The organism is Aliivibrio sp. S4MY1, from assembly GCF_028765545.1.
In the GTDB taxonomy this organism is placed as follows: Bacteria; Pseudomonadota; Gammaproteobacteria; order Enterobacterales; family Vibrionaceae; genus Aliivibrio.
This window is the reverse complement of sequence record NZ_JARACP010000015.1, coordinates 1-16,659: the sequence shown is the minus strand read 5'-3', so window position 1 is coordinate 16,659 and position 16,659 is coordinate 1. Positions and strand designations below refer to the sequence as shown.

At 39.4% G+C, this 16,659-nt stretch carries 11 protein-coding genes, 6 tRNA genes and 1 rRNA gene; 6 read left to right on the top strand and 12 right to left on the bottom strand.

Annotated elements, in window-relative coordinates:
- The 8 genes from PVK71_RS15830 to PVK71_RS15795 all read right to left on the bottom strand — a co-directional run bounded on the left by PVK71_RS15830 (position 1) and on the right by PVK71_RS15795 (position 5,616).
- Positions 1-978 (bottom strand): ABC transporter permease, encoded by a 978-nt coding sequence (locus PVK71_RS15830; RefSeq protein ID WP_274419871.1) that lies wholly within the window; start codon positions 976-978, stop codon positions 1-3.
- Positions 979-1,120: 142 nt separating this feature from the next.
- Complete coding sequence (locus PVK71_RS15825) at positions 1,121-2,674, bottom strand: ABC transporter substrate-binding protein (RefSeq protein WP_274419869.1); 1,554 nt, start codon at positions 2,672-2,674, stop codon at positions 1,121-1,123.
- Between the two features lie 64 nt (positions 2,675-2,738).
- Positions 2,739-4,454: a dipeptide ABC transporter ATP-binding protein gene (locus tag PVK71_RS15820; RefSeq protein WP_274419866.1), complete on the bottom strand. Its 1,716-nt coding sequence runs from the start codon at positions 4,452-4,454 to the stop codon at positions 2,739-2,741.
- Positions 4,455-5,014: 560 nt separating this feature from the next.
- Positions 5,015-5,091 (bottom strand) — tRNA-Pro (locus PVK71_RS15815).
- Between the two features lie 71 nt (positions 5,092-5,162).
- A tRNA-His gene (locus PVK71_RS15810) sits at positions 5,163-5,238 on the bottom strand.
- 43 nt (positions 5,239-5,281) lie between these two features.
- Positions 5,282-5,358 (bottom strand) — tRNA-Pro (locus tag PVK71_RS15805).
- 72 nt (positions 5,359-5,430) lie between these two features.
- Positions 5,431-5,506, bottom strand: a tRNA-His gene (locus PVK71_RS15800).
- A gap of 33 nt (positions 5,507-5,539) precedes the next feature.
- Positions 5,540-5,616 (bottom strand) — tRNA-Arg (locus PVK71_RS15795).
- 280 nt (positions 5,617-5,896) lie between these two features.
- On the opposite strand from PVK71_RS15795, the gene PVK71_RS15790 reads away from it, so the two are divergent.
- Positions 5,897-6,304 carry a c-type cytochrome gene (locus PVK71_RS15790; protein WP_130048596.1) on the top strand — a complete coding sequence of 136 codons (408 nt, stop codon included), beginning with the start codon at positions 5,897-5,899 and terminating at the stop codon, positions 6,302-6,304.
- A 74-nt stretch (positions 6,305-6,378) separates the two neighbouring features.
- On the opposite strand, the gene rep is transcribed toward PVK71_RS15790, so the two are convergent.
- A complete protein-coding gene (gene rep, locus PVK71_RS15785; protein WP_274419862.1) occupies positions 6,379-8,394 on the bottom strand; it encodes a DNA helicase Rep in 2,016 nt (671 codons plus the stop codon).
- A 187-nt stretch (positions 8,395-8,581) separates the two neighbouring features.
- On the opposite strand from rep, the gene PVK71_RS15780 reads away from it, so the two are divergent.
- From PVK71_RS15780 to ubiK, 4 genes are all read left to right on the top strand, one after another.
- Complete coding sequence (locus PVK71_RS15780; protein WP_130048598.1) at positions 8,582-9,148, top strand: TetR/AcrR family transcriptional regulator; 567 nt, start codon at positions 8,582-8,584, stop codon at positions 9,146-9,148.
- Positions 9,149-9,166: 18 nt separating this feature from the next.
- Positions 9,167-10,273 (top strand): efflux RND transporter periplasmic adaptor subunit, encoded by a 1,107-nt coding sequence (locus PVK71_RS15775; RefSeq protein WP_274419859.1) that lies wholly within the window; start codon positions 9,167-9,169, stop codon positions 10,271-10,273.
- A gap of 11 nt (positions 10,274-10,284) precedes the next feature.
- Entirely contained in the window at positions 10,285-13,356 is a 3,072-nt protein-coding gene (locus tag PVK71_RS15770) for a multidrug efflux RND transporter permease subunit (protein ID WP_274419857.1), read from the top strand.
- 110 nt (positions 13,357-13,466) lie between these two features.
- Positions 13,467-13,718: a ubiquinone biosynthesis accessory factor UbiK gene (gene ubiK, locus PVK71_RS15765; protein ID WP_274419855.1), complete on the top strand. Its 252-nt coding sequence runs from the start codon at positions 13,467-13,469 to the stop codon at positions 13,716-13,718.
- An 80-nt stretch (positions 13,719-13,798) separates the two neighbouring features.
- Here the strand turns inward: ubiK and ilvC are convergent, their stop codons facing one another.
- Positions 13,799-15,283, bottom strand: coding sequence for a ketol-acid reductoisomerase (gene ilvC, locus PVK71_RS15760; protein WP_274419853.1), 1,485 nt, complete (start codon positions 15,281-15,283; stop codon positions 13,799-13,801).
- Positions 15,284-15,410: 127 nt separating this feature from the next.
- Between ilvC and ilvY the strand changes: the two genes are divergently transcribed.
- Positions 15,411-16,295 carry an HTH-type transcriptional activator IlvY gene (gene ilvY, locus PVK71_RS15755; RefSeq protein ID WP_130045637.1) on the top strand — a complete coding sequence of 295 codons (885 nt, stop codon included), beginning with the start codon at positions 15,411-15,413 and terminating at the stop codon, positions 16,293-16,295.
- 50 nt (positions 16,296-16,345) lie between these two features.
- Here ilvY and rrf read toward each other — a convergent pair.
- Both rrf and PVK71_RS15745 read right to left on the bottom strand, forming a co-directional pair.
- Positions 16,346-16,461, bottom strand: a 5S ribosomal RNA gene (gene rrf, locus PVK71_RS15750).
- Between the two features lie 17 nt (positions 16,462-16,478).
- Positions 16,479-16,555: transfer RNA gene (locus PVK71_RS15745), tRNA-Thr, on the bottom strand.
- Positions 16,556-16,659: the final 104 nt, after the last annotated feature.

Sequence of the window (16,659 nt, the reverse complement as noted above, 5' to 3'; positions counted from 1 at the left end):
TTACGCTCCTTTCCCTGTAATATCTACCGTTGGGTTAATTAATCCATATAACAGATCAACAATGGTGTTTGTTACTACAAAGATTAAGCCCACAAAGATAACGTAAGCGGTAATCAATGGCGTATCTACACGGTTAATAGCCTCTAAGAATAAGAAGCCTGTTCCCGGCCACTGGAATACGGTTTCAGTAAGGATGGTATAAGCCACCATGGTACCAATCTGAACACCACCTACAGTTAATACTGGCAGCATGGTATTTTTAAGAGCATGTTGGTAATAAATTTTATTTGTTGCAATGCCTTTTGCTTTAGAAAATTTAATGTATTCAGAGCTCAGCACTTCTAGCATTTCAGAGCGAACTAAACGAATAAAAAGAGGAAGCATGATTGAAGCAAGAGAAATACAAGGCAATACCAAGTGAGCCAATCCATCAATGGTAAAAAAGCCTGATTCCCAACCTAATAAATTATAGGTTTCACCGCGTCCATAAGACGGTAGCCAATTTAATTCGATAGAAAATACGTACATCAACATAATTGCCGTTAGGAACACAGGTATCGATATACCAACACTACTGAATGCCATTATCGCTTTTGTGAAAATACTTTTTGGATGAATAGCCGAATAAACACCAAGAGGTATCGAAAGAAATATAATAATAATTGCCGCCCCTAATACTAATTCTAGGGTCGCTACTAATTTATCAAGAATCACTTCTACCGCTGGTTTTTTGAAAAAATATGACGTGCCCAAGTCACCTTGAACCGCATTAGTAATAAAACGAGTGTACTTTGTGATAAATGGGTCATTTAACCCTAGATCGTCTCTCAGAGCTTGACGCTCAGCTTCTGAAACGGATTGCCCAACCAATTCACGTAACGGGTCACCCAAATTATCTTGGATGGAAAACGCAACCAGACTGATCACAAACATCACTATCAGTGCCTGAAACAGGCGCTTGACCAGAAACGTAAACATTCCTTGTCCCCTTCTTAATCCTAAAAATGATATAGAAAATATATCCATATCTAACAAATTGTTGGTATTACTTTTTTATCAATGAATATCTTATGACGAATAAAGGTTGCCCTGAATATCAGGACAACCTTTTTACAAACAGTTACTTAACGACTAAATCGCCAAAGTATGGGTACTCCATTGCATTTATGATTGGTTTGATATCAATATTAGATTTCGCACCCCACGCAAGATTTTGCCAATGCAGTGGAACAAACGCCGCATCGTTATACAGTGTATCTTCTACTGTTTTTAGCATTGCGCTACGTTTTGCAGGATCCGTTTCCACATTTGCCGCTTCAACTAAACGGTCAACTTCTGGGTTTGAGTAATGACCACAGTTGTACTGACCTTTACCTATTTCTTCATTACGAGTCATTGTTAGGAACTCAGAGAAGTTTGCTGAATCTTCAGTATCTGAATGCCAACCGATCATCATCATGTCAGCAGAACACAAATCAAATTCTGGCCAGTACTGCGCTTTTGGTAATGTTTTTAAATCAACCTTGATACCAATCTTCGATAGCATCGCTGCTGCTGCTTGAGCAATTTTTGCATCATTAACATAACGGTTGTTTGGTGCCATCATGCTAAGTTTGAAGCCTTCTTCGTAACCCGCTTCTTTCATTAGTTGTTTTGCTTTCTTAAGATCGTAACGTGGCACTAAATCAGCATCGTAACCTGAGTAACCAGAAGGGCCTTGTTGACCAGCGGTTGTTGCAAAACCTTTCATGATCTTCTTAACAATACCTTCATTATTGATTGCATGAACGATTGCCTGACGAACACGGACATCTTTTAGTGCTTCATTACTGTTCTGGTTCATTTGGAAAGTAATAATACGAGTACCAGGTAGCGTAACTAAATCGATACCTTTGGTATTTTTCACTCGTTTGTGATCATTTGGAGCCACTGGAGCGATAATATCTACATCACCTGAAAGTAAAGCAGCAACACGTGTTGCATTTTCTTTTATTGGAACAAGAGTTAATTCATCTACGTTACCAGGTGAGTTTGTATCCCAGTAACCATCGAAACGATCAAAAACAACTTTTACGCCTTGTTCACGAGATTTAACGACAAATGGACCGGTACCAGAGATGTGCGTTGAAGCGAATGAATTACCGTGTTTTACGATTTCAGACTTATCTTTACCCTCTTCTGTTTTTCCAGAATAGAACTTACTGTCCATTGGGAAAAGGTATGTTGCTGTCTGTAAAACTAACGGATAAGCGCCTTTAGAAACAAGCTCAACGGTGTAATCATCAATTTTAACTAGCTTTTCATACGGTTCAAAAATCGCTTTAAAATCAGGCGAGTCTTTTAGACGTTCAAAAGTCCAAACAACATCATCAGCTGTCATTTCATTACCTGAATGAAACTTAACGCCTTTACGTAGATTGAAGCGGAAGGTTTTGTCGTCAATACGTTCCCACTTTTCAGCAAGACGTGGTTCAAAGTCGAATGACTGCGTATAACGAACTAGGGGATCAAACACCATATGAGAAAGCTGTAGCGTACCACCGGATAATTGCTCATGCGGGTCAAGCGATACAGGATCGGCATCATAAGCAACAGTAATATCTGCTGCTGCCGCACTAAAACTTAGGCCTGCTGCCATCAATGCGATAGCTAATTTTGTCTTCATGGTTTTCATTGCATAACTCCTTATGCGGGAATGTTTCCCTAGTTTGTTGTATTTGTACTTATTATTAGACGGTTTACACCGCAGTTGCGTTCTCTCTTAAACCTTTAAACTCAGGCATAAGTGAAATTAATTGTTTGCTGTATTCATGCTGAGGGTTGGTATAAAGGTTTTCTGTTGGAGCCACTTCTAATAAGGCTCCCATTTGCATCACACCAACGCGATCACACATTTGACGAATAACAGGTAAATCGTGACTGATAAACAACATAGTTAGATTTAACTCACTTTGTAAATCTTTTAATAAGTTGAGGATTTGTGCCTGAACCGATACATCTAATGCAGAGGTTGGTTCATCACAAATTAATAGACGTGGGCGCGTTGCTAATGCACGAGCAATCGAAATACGCTGACGTTGACCACCAGAAAACTCATGTGGATACTTCAATGCAGCCATTCGCCCCAAACCTACGTGATCAAGAAGATCATTCACGATCTGTTGCGTTTCAGCTTCTGAGCCTGTTAGCTTATGAAAACGAATAGGCTCTGCGATAATATCGAAGATTTTCATACGCGGATTCATTGAAGTGTATGGGTTTTGGAAAACCATTTGCATCTGACGGCGCATCGGACGACGCTCTTTCTCTGATTTCAATGCGGTCAGGTCAATACCTTCAAAGGTAACCGTTCCTTCATTTGGCGGATATAAACCAGCAATAACACGGGCAATGGTTGATTTGCCAGAACCAGACTCCCCTACAAGGCCAAAAGTTTCGCCTTCATGGATCTCAAAGCTAACATTATTTGAAGCTTGAACGTATTCACGACGACTTTCAAACATAGAATCTTTCGTCACAAAACGAAGGCTAACATTATCTACTTTTAATAATGGGCCTGAATATTCACGATGATCTTGACTTTGCCCTAACCAGTGCGTCTTTACATCGATACATTCATGCTCAACGGCTTCTTCGATGTAACTTACTAATGGAAAACGATCTAATTTAATATCTGAACGTGGTACAGCAGAAATTAGGCTACGAGTATAAGAATGATCGGGATCTCCCAATACTTTTTCGGTTTTACCAAACTCGACAAGATCACCACGGAACATTACCGCCACTTTATCAGTAACGTTCGACACCACACCCATATCATGAGTTACTAGCATACAGCCTACATTTTTCTCAATGCAGAGATCTCGGATCAGAGTTAGAATTTGATCTTGAATAGAAACATCAAGTGCCGTCGTTGGTTCATCAGCAATGATAAGATCAGGTTCACCTGCCAAAGCGATAGCGATAACTACACGCTGACGCATACCCCCTGAAAATTGATGTGGATACTGCTTAAGGCGGTTTTCAGGCTGTGGTATACCTACTTGCTTCATTAGAGACAAAGCTCGTTCATAAGCTTCTGCGGCTGATACTTTTAAATTCGCGTGAATGGTTTCTGTAATTTGCTGTTCGACTGTAAATAGAGGGTTTAGGGATGTCATTGGGTCTTGAAAGATGAATCCTATTTTAGACCCTCTAACTTTACGCATCGCTTCTGTAGATAGGCCAGATATTTTCTCTCCATCTAGAAAGACCTCTCCGCTAGCAATAACACCTGGAGGGCTTAATAGGTCAATAACAGCATTACCTACTGTTGATTTACCCGCTCCAGATTCACCAACAACCCCTACAATCTCACCACGTTCTATTGAAAACGATAATGATTTAACAGCAGCATGAACTCCATGACGAGATGGGTATTCGATACGTAAATTTTTAACTTCTAAAAGTGACATTATCAGACTCCGACTACTCGGCAGCATCCTGCCCTGTCTGCACATTGATTCCATTCGAAACAACAATAAATGTTGTAACTTAACTAGGAAACCAATGTAGTCAATTATTCACATAAAAGCAACAATTAAAGAGCTTTAACCTATTTAATGCCAATTAAATGAATAAATAATCATGAAGAATAAAAGTAAAGCATTCAATCTCACTCTTAATACTCATTACTGATGTAGTTAAAACAACAACTTAATGACAAAAATAAAAATACTCATACAGTGATAAAATATTCAAGAAACCAGCATGATTTACATAATTAATCTTAACATTTTTAACAGTGTGATATTTTAATATGAGATAACTATTCAATAATTCATTTTGCAAATATGTAAGGTGTCGATATATATAATGGATTTTATATACATAAGAAGATGGTATAACTACTTTAATCGTATTAAATAAGAAGAAGAGAAGAGCAAAATAAAATAGCGATAATGTGATGATGGTGAGAATTTTCTATCTATCAGAAATGAAAAAAGCCTCGTCATTTCTGACGAGGCTTTTAATGTGGTCGGTGAAGAGGGATTCGAACCCCCGACCCTCTGGTCCCAAACCAGATGCGCTACCAAGCTGCGCTATTCACCGATGTTTTTGTTTGATTTCTGGGATGTTGCTTAAATCAAACTGGAAACTTATAAAAGCTACCAATAAATTAATGGGGTGGCTAACGAGATTCGAACTCGCGACCACCGGAATCACAATCCAGGGCTCTACCAACTGAGCTATAGCCACCACTAACTTTTTATATAACCGCTTATCGCGATTATTGAAATAGTGGTCGGTGAAGAGGGATTCGAACCCCCGACCCTCTGGTCCCAAACCAGATGCGCTACCAAGCTGCGCTATTCACCGACTTGTTTTTGTCTCGATTCTTGGGATGTTGCTTGAATCAAAACTGGAAACTTATAAAAGCTACCAAAATAATGGGGTGGCTAACGAGATTCGAACTCGCGACCACCGGAATCACAATCCAGGGCTCTACCAACTGAGCTATAGCCACCACTACTTTTTTGCCGTTAATTTGTAATCCGGATGGCACGCCCGAAAGGATTCGAACCTTCGACCTTTGGCTCCGGAGGCCAACGCTCTATCCAACTGAGCTACGGGCGTATACCCTATCGGCGGAGAGGAATAATACGGATCTGCGTGACCTTCGTCTAGTGTTTTTTTTACTTTTTTTGTCGTTTGGTCTCTTTTTCAACAATTCCTTGGTATTTATCCTCATTTTCTTTGGGTATAGTGGTTTATTGCAACAATTTAAGCAGATATAATCACTCAATATTTACACGAAGTTAACGAAGCTGTTTAACTAAATTCGTTTTTCTGCTCGGTAAATACAATAAAACGGGCTTAAGCCAATAATAATAACTGGGAGTGTAAAGTGAGCTTTATGGAAAAATCTATTCGTAACATCATTATTGCAACGGTTGCTGCATTAACTTTTTCAACTACCTCTTTTGCAGCAGGTAACTCTGACGATGCAATTGCTGAGCGAATTAAGCCAGTTGGTCAAGTTTATCTAGCAAGTGACGTACCTGTGGTTGAAGAGCCAACGGGCCCTCGTTCTGGCGAGCAAGTTTACAGTACTTTTTGTATTGCATGTCATGCCACTGGCGCAGCTGGTGCCCCAAAAACACAAGATGCAGCGGATTGGGCACCTCGTATAGCTAAGGGTATCGATACACTCAATAACCACGCTCTTAATGGTTTTAATGCAATGCCAGCTCGCGGCTCTTGTATGAATTGTTCTGATGATGAAGTTATTGCGGCGGTTGAGCATTTAATTAAAGGCTTATAACCTGATTATTATCTTCATTTAGCTCAATCATAAAAAATGCCCACTGTATTATCAGTGGGCATTTTTGTGTCTGTTTACTTCTTAAGCATGGCTCTAAGATTAGCGATGTTTGCTTTTCCTCTTTCCATTCTTTCTTCTTGAGTCGGCTTTGGTTTTTTCATTTCCCAATCCAGATCATCATGTGGAAGCTCTTCCAAGAATCGACTTGGTTCTGGTCGAATCAATTCACCATACTGACGACGTTCTTTACATAATGTAAAGGTGAGCTCTTTTTGGGCTCGAGTGATCCCTACATAGGCCAATCGTCGCTCTTCTTCGACATTATCTTCATCAATGCTTACTTGGTGAGGCAAAATCCCCTCTTCTGCACCAATTAAATAAACGTATGGAAATTCCAAACCTTTAGAGGCATGCAAGGTCATTAGCTGAACTTGATCTGCACCATCTTCGTCTTCACCTCGCTCCATCATGTCCCGAAGTGTAAGGCGCTGTACCACCTCTTTTAATGTCTTCTTTTCATTATCGTAATTATCACCTTCTAAATCAGCAACAATCCATGAATAGAGATCTGAGACGTTTTTCATTCTCATTTCAGCGGCTTTTGCACTGGTTGATGTTTCATACAACCAATCTTCATAATGAATGTCTTTTACTAACGAACGCACCGCTTCTACTGTATTACCTCGCTCAGCATTTTCAGAAATAGACACTATCCAATGAGAGAATCGACGTAAAGATTCTAAACCTCGTCCAGAAAGCGTTTGCTCTAAACCCAGTTCAAAACTTGCTTCAAATAAGCTTTTTCCTCTCATATTGGCATAGGTACCCAATTTTTCTAGAGTTACAGGGCCAATTTCACGACGAGGCGTATTCACCACTCGTAAAAAAGCATTATCATCATCTGGGTTTGTTAGCAAACGAAGATAAGCCATAATGTCTTTAATCTCTGCACGCGCAAAAAATGAAGTACCTCCTGAGATTTTATAGGGCACTCGGTTTTGCATTAATGATTTTTCAATCAAGCGTGACTGGTGGTTACCTCGGTATAGCACCGCATAATCTTTGTAATCTGTTCGATTCAAGAAGCGATGTGCTATCAACTCACCAACAACTCGCTCCGCTTCATGCTCATCATCTTTAGCGGTTAAAACCTTAATCTGCTCTCCATCTGGGATTTCAGAGAATAGACGTTTTTCAAATACGTGTGGATTATTGGCTATCAATATATTAGCCGCTCGCAAAATTCGACTCGTTGAACGGTAGTTTTGCTCTAACTTTATGACACGCAAAGCCGGGTAATCTTCATTTAGAAGTACTAAGTTTTGAGGCTTTGCTCCACGCCATGAGTAAATTGACTGATCATCATCACCCACCACGGTTAATCGCCCTCTTTCACCCACCAATAACTTAACTAATTCATATTGGCTTGTATTGGTATCTTGATATTCATCAACCAGAAGATAGCGAATCTTCATTTGCCAGCGCTCTCGTACCTCTTGGTTATTACGAAGTAGAAGAACGGGAAGTGAAATTAAATCATCAAAATCAAGAGCGTTATACGCTTTCATTTGAGTGAGGTACATTTCATAGCAAAAAGCAAATAACTGATCTTGCTCTGAACGCGCAAAACCTTTGACTTGCGCTGGTGTCAGCATGTCATTTTTCCAATTCGAGATACTACTTAATAACTGACGTAATAAGTCTTTATCTCCATCGATCTGTTTTTCTGTTAACTCTTTTAATAGAGCAAGCTGGTCTTGATCATCAAATAATGAAAAACCAGCTTTTAAACCTAATATTTTGTATTCACGACGAATAATATCCAACCCAAGCGAGTGAAAGGTTGAAACCATTAATCCACGAGACTCTTGTTTACTAAGGGTTTGACCTACGCGCTCTTTCATTTCTCGAGCTGCTTTATTGGTAAACGTCACAGCAGCGATATTTCTCGCCTTATAGCCACACTGTTGAACTAAGTAGGCAATTTTATTGGTAATTACGCGAGTTTTACCTGAGCCAGCTCCTGCCAATACTAAACATGGTCCAGAGACAAACTTTACGGCCTCATCTTGCTGTGGATTAAGTCTCATTAATCACCTATATAAATCGTTAATGAATATTTGCGCCTATAATAAAGCTGTCGTTCATGGAATACCATGCAAACCATCGAGGAAAAAGTGTGATCTTTACGTTTCTTGACACAAAAACAGATTACATTTTATTCATCGTAGCCTAAAATAATGAATGAACGTTCATTCATTTCATAAGGATCAGTTTATGAAGGAAAAGCGTCAGCTTATTCTTGAATCGGCTGAGCAATTATTAGCGACTGACGGATTTCGTGGTTTATCCATGCAGAAAGTCGCTAACCAAGCCGGTGTTGCTGCAGGCACGATATATCGCTACTTTGATGATAAAGAAGCATTAATCGAAGAAATAAAATTGAATGTTATGCGACGTGTTGCATTTGCTATCCAAGAAAATGTACAAGATTCAGACCCAATTAAAGTCCGATTTCGTACTATGTGGCTTAACATTTGGCACTTTGCTATTTCAGAGAAGAATACGTTTTTGAATCGTAATCAATACGACTCACTCCCTTCTTCTGATCTAGTAAAATTTAAGGAACTAGAGGAAGAAATGTTTGCCCAAGTAAACCAACTCTTTATTGATGGACTTGAGCAAGGCGTATTTAAACCTCTAAGTGTAGAAATATTAACTGGCCTGAGCTTAGAAGCGAGTGTTTGTTTAGCCCGTAAGCATGCTCAAGGTTTTTTTACTTTAACAAACGATGATCTCGATGCGGCTATTGAAGCCAGCTGGGATGCAATTATCAAACACTAATTCGGAGTTCTAATCAGAATGAAAAAGTGGACTTTCTTTATGTTGCTTCTTGCACTACTTCTTTTCGGTAGTGTGATTGGTTTTAACATGTTTAAACAACAAAAAATCGCTGAATATATGGCTAACCGACCAGAACCTGAGTTCCCTGTTACGGTAGAAACCATTGCTTCATCTCATTGGACTCCAACTATTGAAGCTATCGGCTTTATTGAACCTAACCAAGGTGTCACGTTAACAACTGAAGTTAATGGCATCATTGATAAAATTTCGTTTGATTCTGGCAGCCAAGTAAAAAAAGGCCAAGTATTAGTTTCTCTTGATTCTAAAGTAGAAAAGGCAAACTTAAAGAGTACTGAAGCGCGCCTTCCTGCAGCTGAAGCTAAATATAAACGTTATAAAGGTCTATACAAGAAAGGTTCTATTTCAAAAGAAGCATACGATGAAGCAGAAGCAAATTACTTCTCTCTTGCTGCTGATATTGAAGGTATGAAAGCATCTATTGATCGTCGTGAAATCAAAGCGCCTTTCAGCGGTGTAATTGGTATTCGTAACGTATACCTTGGTCAATATTTACAACCAAGTACTGACATCGTTCGTTTAGAAGACACAAGTATCATGCGTTTACGCTTTACTGTTCCTCAAACAGACATCTCACGCATCAATATTGGACAAGAAATCGATATTTCTATTGATTCTTACCCTGCCGATATCTTCAAAGGCTCAATTAGTGCTATTGAACCTGCCGTAAATATTCAAAGTGGTTTAATTGAAGTTCAAGCTGATATTCCTAATAACGGTGGGAAACTACGTAGTGGTATGTTTGCTCGTGCTGAAATTATTCTACCTACATTAGAAAACCAAGTGGTAATTCCTCAAACTGCAATTACCTATACGCTTTATGGTGATAACGTTTATCTTGTCACTGAGAAAGATGGCGTAAAACGCGTTCAACAGCACGTAGTAAAAGTAGGTGAGCGTTCAGAAGCAATTGCTCATATTCTTGAAGGTGTTAAACCTGGCGATGTGGTTGTAACTACAGGTCAAGTTCGTTTAAGTAATGATGCGAAGGTTCGTATTGTAGAGAGCGACGCGACAACACCACCTGCTGAAACACCAATGCTGTAATCGGAGGAACTATGCGCTTTACTGATGTTTTTATTAAACGTCCAGTTTTAGCGGTATCGATCAGCTTTTTGATTGCTTTGCTTGGTATTCAAGCAATTTTCAAAATGCAGGTCCGTGAATACCCTGAAATGACGAATACCGTTGTAACGGTAACAACCAGCTATTACGGTGCGAGTGCAGACCTTATTCAAGGTTTCATTACTCAACCCTTAGAGCAAGCGGTAGCTCAAGCCGATAACATTGACTTTATGACGTCACAATCTGTAATGGGTAAATCCACCATTACAGTTACTATGAAGTTAAATACTGACCCAAATGCTGCCTTATCTGATATTTTGGCTAAGACAAACTCTGTACGTTCTCAGCTACCAAAAGAGTCCGAAGATCCAACAGTAACTATGTCTACAGGCTCAACCACTGCGGTACTTTATATTGGCTTTACAAGTGATGAGTTAGTATCAAGTCAGATTACCGATTACTTAGAGCGAGTGGTTAACCCTCAGCTATTTACGGTTAATGGTGTTTCAAAAGTAGATCTTTATGGTGGTATGAAGTACGCACTGCGTATCTGGCTAGACCCAGCACGTATGGCTGCTATTGATATGACGGCAACGGATGTTATGGGCGTTTTAAGTGCTAATAACTTCCAATCTGCTGCAGGTCAAGCTACCGGTGAGTTTGTTCTTTATAACGGCAGTGCTGATACTCAAGTTTCTAATGTTGAAGAACTAGAGAACCTTGTTATCAGAACGACTAATGGGGAAATTGTTCGCCTGAGCGATATTGCAAAAGTCTCCCTTGAAAAGAGTCATGACGTTTACCGTGCAAGTGCTAACGGACAAGAAGCTGTTGTTGCAGCGATTAATGCCGCGCCAAGTGCTAACCCGATTAACATTGCTGCTGATGTACTTGAGCTTCTTCCTCAATTAGAGAAGAACTTACCAAGTAATATCAAAATGAACATCATGTATGACTCTACGATTGCGATTAATGAGTCTATTCATGAAGTAATCAAAACCATCGTTGAAGCAGCATTAATCGTACTGATCGTAATTACGTTGTTCTTAGGTTCTTTCCGAGCAGTTATCATCCCGATTGTAACCATCCCATTATCACTTATTGGTGTGGCAATGGTAATGCAAGCAATGGGATTCTCTTGGAACTTGATGACTCTACTAGCAATGGTTCTTGCTATCGGCTTGGTAGTAGATGATGCTATCGTTGTTTTAGAAAACGTCGACCGTCATATCAAGTTAGGCGAAACCCCTTTCCGAGCGGCAATTATCGGTACTCGTGAAATTGCGGTTCCGGTTATTGCAATGACATTAACGCTTGGTGCGGTATATGCTCCAATCGCAATGATGGGTGGTATTACAGGTTCTCTATTTAAAGAGTTTGCACTAACGCTAGCAGGTTCGGTATTTGTTTCCGGTATCGTAGCATTAACACTGTCTCCGATGATGTGTTCTAAAATGCTAGTGGCAAATGAAGAGCCAAATCGCTTTGAGAAAAAAGTACATCATATTTTAGATGGTATGAGTGATCGTTATGAGATTATGCTAAATACAATCATGACTCGCCGCCCTGTAATTATTGGTTTTGCTGTTATTGTTTTTGTTACCCTTCCATTGTTATTTAAGTTCATTCCAAGTGAACTAGCACCATCGGAAGATAAAGGGGTAATCATGTTGATGGGTACAGCTCCTTCAACAGCAAACCTTGATTACATGCAAAATACGATGAATGATGTAAATAACATTTTGTCAAATCAACCAGAAGTTGCCTTTGCTCAAGTATTTACAGGTGTGCCTAATGCAAACCAAGCGTTTGGTATCGCATCAATGGTTCCTTGGAGTGAGCGAACAACAAGCCAGGCTGAAGTAGCTAAACGTGTTGGTGAATTAGTACAGGATATTCCAGGAATGGCAGTAACAGCCTTCCAAATGCCTGAACTACCAGGTGCTGGTTCTGGTCTTCCAATTCAATTTGTTATTACAACACCAAATAGTTTTGAAAGCTTATTCCAAATCGCAACTGAAGTACTAACAAGCGTTAAAGGTAGCCCACTGTTTGTTTACTCTGATCTTGATTTGAATTTTGATTCAGCAACAATGAAGATCAACATAGATAAAGATAAAGCTGGTGCTTACGGTATTACCATGCAAGACATTGGTATTACACTAAGTACAATGATGGCAGATGGTTACGTTAACCGAATTGATCTTAGTGGACGTTCGTATGAGGTTATTCCTCAAGTAGAGCGTAAATACCGTCTTAACCCTGAATCAATGAACAACTACTATGTTCGTTCAACCAGCGGTGAAGCCGTTCCTCTTGGCAGCTTAATATCTATTGATGTTGTTGCTGAGCCAAGATCACTACCTCACTTCAACCAATTAAACTCAGCCACTATTGGTGCAGTACCCTCTCCAGGTATTGCGATGGGTGATGCTATTGTATGGTTTGAAGATTTAGCGACTAGCACACTACCAAGTGGCTATAATCATGATTATATGGGTGAAGCACGTCAATACGTGACTGAAGGCAGCGCACTATACGCTACGTTTGGTTTGGCACTAGCTATCATCTTCTTGGTCCTTGCTATTCAATTTGAATCAGTACGAGATCCATTAGTAATCATGGTTTCTGTTCCACTCGCTATTTGTGGTGCTTTAATCGCTCTTGCTTGGGGCGCAGCAACAATGAATATCTACTCTCAAGTTGGTTTAATCACGCTTGTAGGCTTGATTACTAAGCATGGTATTCTTATTTGTGAAGTGGCAAAAGAAGAGCAACTCCATCACCTTAAGAATCGTATGGAAGCCGTAACTGAAGCAGCTAAAGTTCGTCTACGTCCAATCCTAATGACGACTGCGGCAATGATTGCAGGTCTAATCCCACTGATGTACGCCTCAGGTGCAGGTGCTGCTCAGCGTTTCAGTATAGGTATTGTTATCGTTGCTGGCTTAGCAATTGGTACGTTATTTACACTATTCGTACTACCTGTCATCTACAGCTACTTAGCTAGTGAACATAAACCATTACCAGTCTTTGAAGAAGGTAAAGATATTAAAGAGTCTTAATGGCGATTTAAAAATTAAAGGCTACTTCGGTAGCCTTTTTTTTATTTGACTAGCGACAATTGGCAAGGCTTTACTTAGAATAAAGAAAAGTATTCAATTAAGGGTAAATGATGTTTGATCCAAAAAAATTAGAACAAGTAGCAAAACAAATTCATGATTCAATGCCGCAACCAGTAAAAGAGTTAGGTAGCGATGTTGAGCAAAAAGTACGTCAGGTTATCCAAGGGCAACTAAACAAGCTTGATGTGGTAAGTAGAGAGGAATTTGATGTTCAAACTCAAGTTCTGTTACGCACTCGCCAAAAGCTGACCACAATGGAACAAAAACTGACTGAATTAGAAGAAAAACTATCAGAAAAGTAATTCGATAGAAGCATAATTTACGCATAAAAAATGGCTTAACCATCACTGGTTAAGCCATTTTTATATTCATTTGGTATTAATTAGCCACCAACAGCAATACGCTTCATATCACTCATATAGCTACGTAGCTCTTCACCGATGTATTCCACTGGATGGTTACGAATAGCATCATTAACAGCAATCAGGGTGGCATTATCTACCTGGTTTGATGTTTCACTTAAACCACGACCAATAACGTTTGTTTCAACTGAAGGCATAAACTTCTCACGCAGTAATGGCGTTGCAACATTAGCAAATAGATAATTACCGTATTCAGCAGTATCTGAAATAACAACATTCATTTCATATAAACGCTTACGTGCAACTGTATTCGCAATCAGCGGCAACTCATGTAGAGATTCATAATAAGCAGACTCATCAATGATACCTGAAGCCGTCATTGCTTCGAACGCAAGCTCAACACCAGCGCGAACCATCGCAACTAAAAGAATACCATTATCAAAGTATTCCTGCTCTGAGATTTCTACATCCGATTCTGGGTAATTTTCAAATGCTGTTTGGCCTGTTTCTTCACGCCAACCTAATAGGTTTAGGTCATCATTAGCCCAATCAGCCATCATTGTACGAGAAAATTCACCTTGGATGATATCATCCATGTGTTTATTATAAAGAGGACGCATTAAGTCTTTTAGTTCTTCTGAAAGCTCAAATGCTTTTACTTTTGCAGGGTTTGATAAACGATCCATCATATGAGTTACGCCACCAAACTTTAGTGCTTCAGTGATAGTTTCCCAACCGTACTGAAGAAGTTTACCGGCATAGCTTGGTTCAATGCCATCAGCGATCATTTTTTCATAAGATACAATAGAGCCTGCTTGTAACATACCACACAGGATAGTTTGCTCACCCATTAAGTCTGACTTAACTTCAGCAACAAAAGAAGACTCAAGGCAACCTGCACGGTGACCACCAGTACCAGCAGCCCAAGCTTTCGCTATATCCCAACCTTCACCTTTAGGGTCATTTTCAGGATGAACAGCGATTAGTGTTGGAACACCAAAGCCACGCTTATATTCTTCTCGAACTTCTGTTCCTGGACACTTAGGAGCCACCATAACTACTGTTAAGTCTTTACGGATTTGCATACCCTCCTCAACAACATTAAAGCCATGAGAATAACCCAGAGCAGCACCTTCCTTCATTAAAGGCATAACAGTCTCAACAACATTTGTATGTTGCTTATCAGGAGTTAGGTTAACAACAAGATCCGCTTGAGGAATTAAATTTTCATAGCTATCTACTACAAAATTATTTTCTTTAGCGTTTTTATATGACTGACGCTGCTCATCAATTGCTGCTTGACGCAATGCATAAGCTACATCTAAACCTGAATCTCGCATATTAAGACCCTGGTTAAGGCCTTGTGCACCACAACCTACAATAACTACCTTTTTACCTTTAAGGTAATCAGCCTCTGTTGCAAATTCTTCGCGATCCATAAAACGACAACGACCTAGTTGATCCAGTTGTTCACGTAAATTTAGCGTATTAAAGTAGTTAGCCATGATAAAACTCCATAAATATCATTTAATCCATTAGGATGATCTTGTGTATAAAAATATAATAACGAAAGATTAACATTGTCAAAAGTGATATATTAGCAATACATGATTGCAAAAATGACAACACGAAATGAATATAAAACTTTTACAAACATTCCTACATCTTTGCGAAAGTCATAGCTTTACTCAGACATCAAAAGCAATGCACCTGAGTCCTTCAGCATTAAGCCGACAAGTTCAAAAGCTAGAAGATGAAATTGGACACCCATTATTTATTAGAGATAATCGAAGTGTTGAATTAACCACTGCGGCGAAACAACTCATTCCGGTAGCTTTGAATATCTGTTCAGAATGGAGTGGCTACAAAGCAAGTTCCAATATTGTAAATAATACCCTCAAAGGACAACTCAATTTATTCTGTTCAGTGACAGCTAGCTACAGTCACCTCCCTCAATTATTAAATGATTTTAAAGTTAACTATCCACACATTGATATTAAGTTATCTACTGGAGATCCTGCTCAAGCAATTGATAAAATTGAATCCTCTGAGGTTGATATTGCTATTTCTGCACTACCTGAAAAATTATCAAACAAACTCGCTTTTGAAATTATTAGTGAAATTCCACTCTCCATCATCGCTCCAATAGGCAATAATCATTTTATTAGTGAAATAAATAAAGAAACAACAAACTGGAAATCGTTACCATTTATTCTTCCAGAATCTGGAACTGCAAGAAATAGAGCGAATCAGTGGTTTAAAGATCAAAAGATTAAACCAACTATTTATGCACAAGTATCAGGACACGAAGCAATTGTCAGTATGGTCGCATTAGGATGTGGAATTGGTATAGCACCAGACGTAGTAATAAATAACAGTCCAGTAAAAGATAAGGTTCAGCGTTTAAACATATCACCAATAGCGCCTTTTAAATTGGGCTTATGCTGTAAGAAGTCAAAATTAAATGACTCAGTCATTCAGGCGCTATGGCAAGTAGCCGAAAATACATTTATTTGATGGTTAAAAACGAAAAAAGGCTTCCCAATGGGAAGCCTTTTAGAATTTGAGCCTAGCGATGTCCTACTCTCACATGGGGAAACCCCACACTACCATCGGCGCTATTACGTTTCACTTCTGAGTTCGGCATGGGATCAGGTGGGTCCATAACGCTATGGTCGCTAAGCAAAATCTATTCGTAAATGGTGCTGATACCCAGACTCGAACTGGGGACCTCACCCTTACCAAGGGTGCGCTCTACCGGGCTGAGCTATATCAGCAATACGATTTACTTATGTAATCGAAAAAAAGCCATCCTTTGGATGGCTTTTTTAAAATTCAAGCCTGGCGATGTCCTACTCTCACATGGGGAAACCCCACACTA

Excerpts from the sequence above, each read along its gene's own strand:
- PVK71_RS15830 (WP_274419871.1), bottom strand. The coding sequence starts at position 978 with ATGTTTACGTTTCTGGTCAAGCGCCTGTTTCAGGCACTGATAGTGATG.
- PVK71_RS15825 (WP_274419869.1), bottom strand. The coding sequence starts at position 2,674 with ATGAAAACCATGAAGACAAAATTAGCTATCGCATTGATGGCAGCAGGC.
- PVK71_RS15820 (WP_274419866.1), bottom strand. The coding sequence starts at position 4,454 with ATGTCACTTTTAGAAGTTAAAAATTTACGTATCGAATACCCATCTCGT.
- PVK71_RS15790 (WP_130048596.1), top strand. The coding sequence starts at position 5,897 with ATGGAAAAATCTATTCGTAACATCATTATTGCAACGGTTGCTGCATTA.
- rep (WP_274419862.1), bottom strand. The coding sequence starts at position 8,394 with ATGAGACTTAATCCACAGCAAGATGAGGCCGTAAAGTTTGTCTCTGGA.
- PVK71_RS15780 (WP_130048598.1), top strand. The coding sequence starts at position 8,582 with ATGAAGGAAAAGCGTCAGCTTATTCTTGAATCGGCTGAGCAATTATTA.
- PVK71_RS15775 (WP_274419859.1), top strand. The coding sequence starts at position 9,167 with ATGAAAAAGTGGACTTTCTTTATGTTGCTTCTTGCACTACTTCTTTTC.
- PVK71_RS15770 (WP_274419857.1), top strand. The coding sequence starts at position 10,285 with ATGCGCTTTACTGATGTTTTTATTAAACGTCCAGTTTTAGCGGTATCG.
- ubiK (WP_274419855.1), top strand. The coding sequence starts at position 13,467 with ATGTTTGATCCAAAAAAATTAGAACAAGTAGCAAAACAAATTCATGAT.
- ilvC (WP_274419853.1), bottom strand. The coding sequence starts at position 15,283 with ATGGCTAACTACTTTAATACGCTAAATTTACGTGAACAACTGGATCAA.
- ilvY (WP_130045637.1), top strand. The coding sequence starts at position 15,411 with ATGAATATAAAACTTTTACAAACATTCCTACATCTTTGCGAAAGTCAT.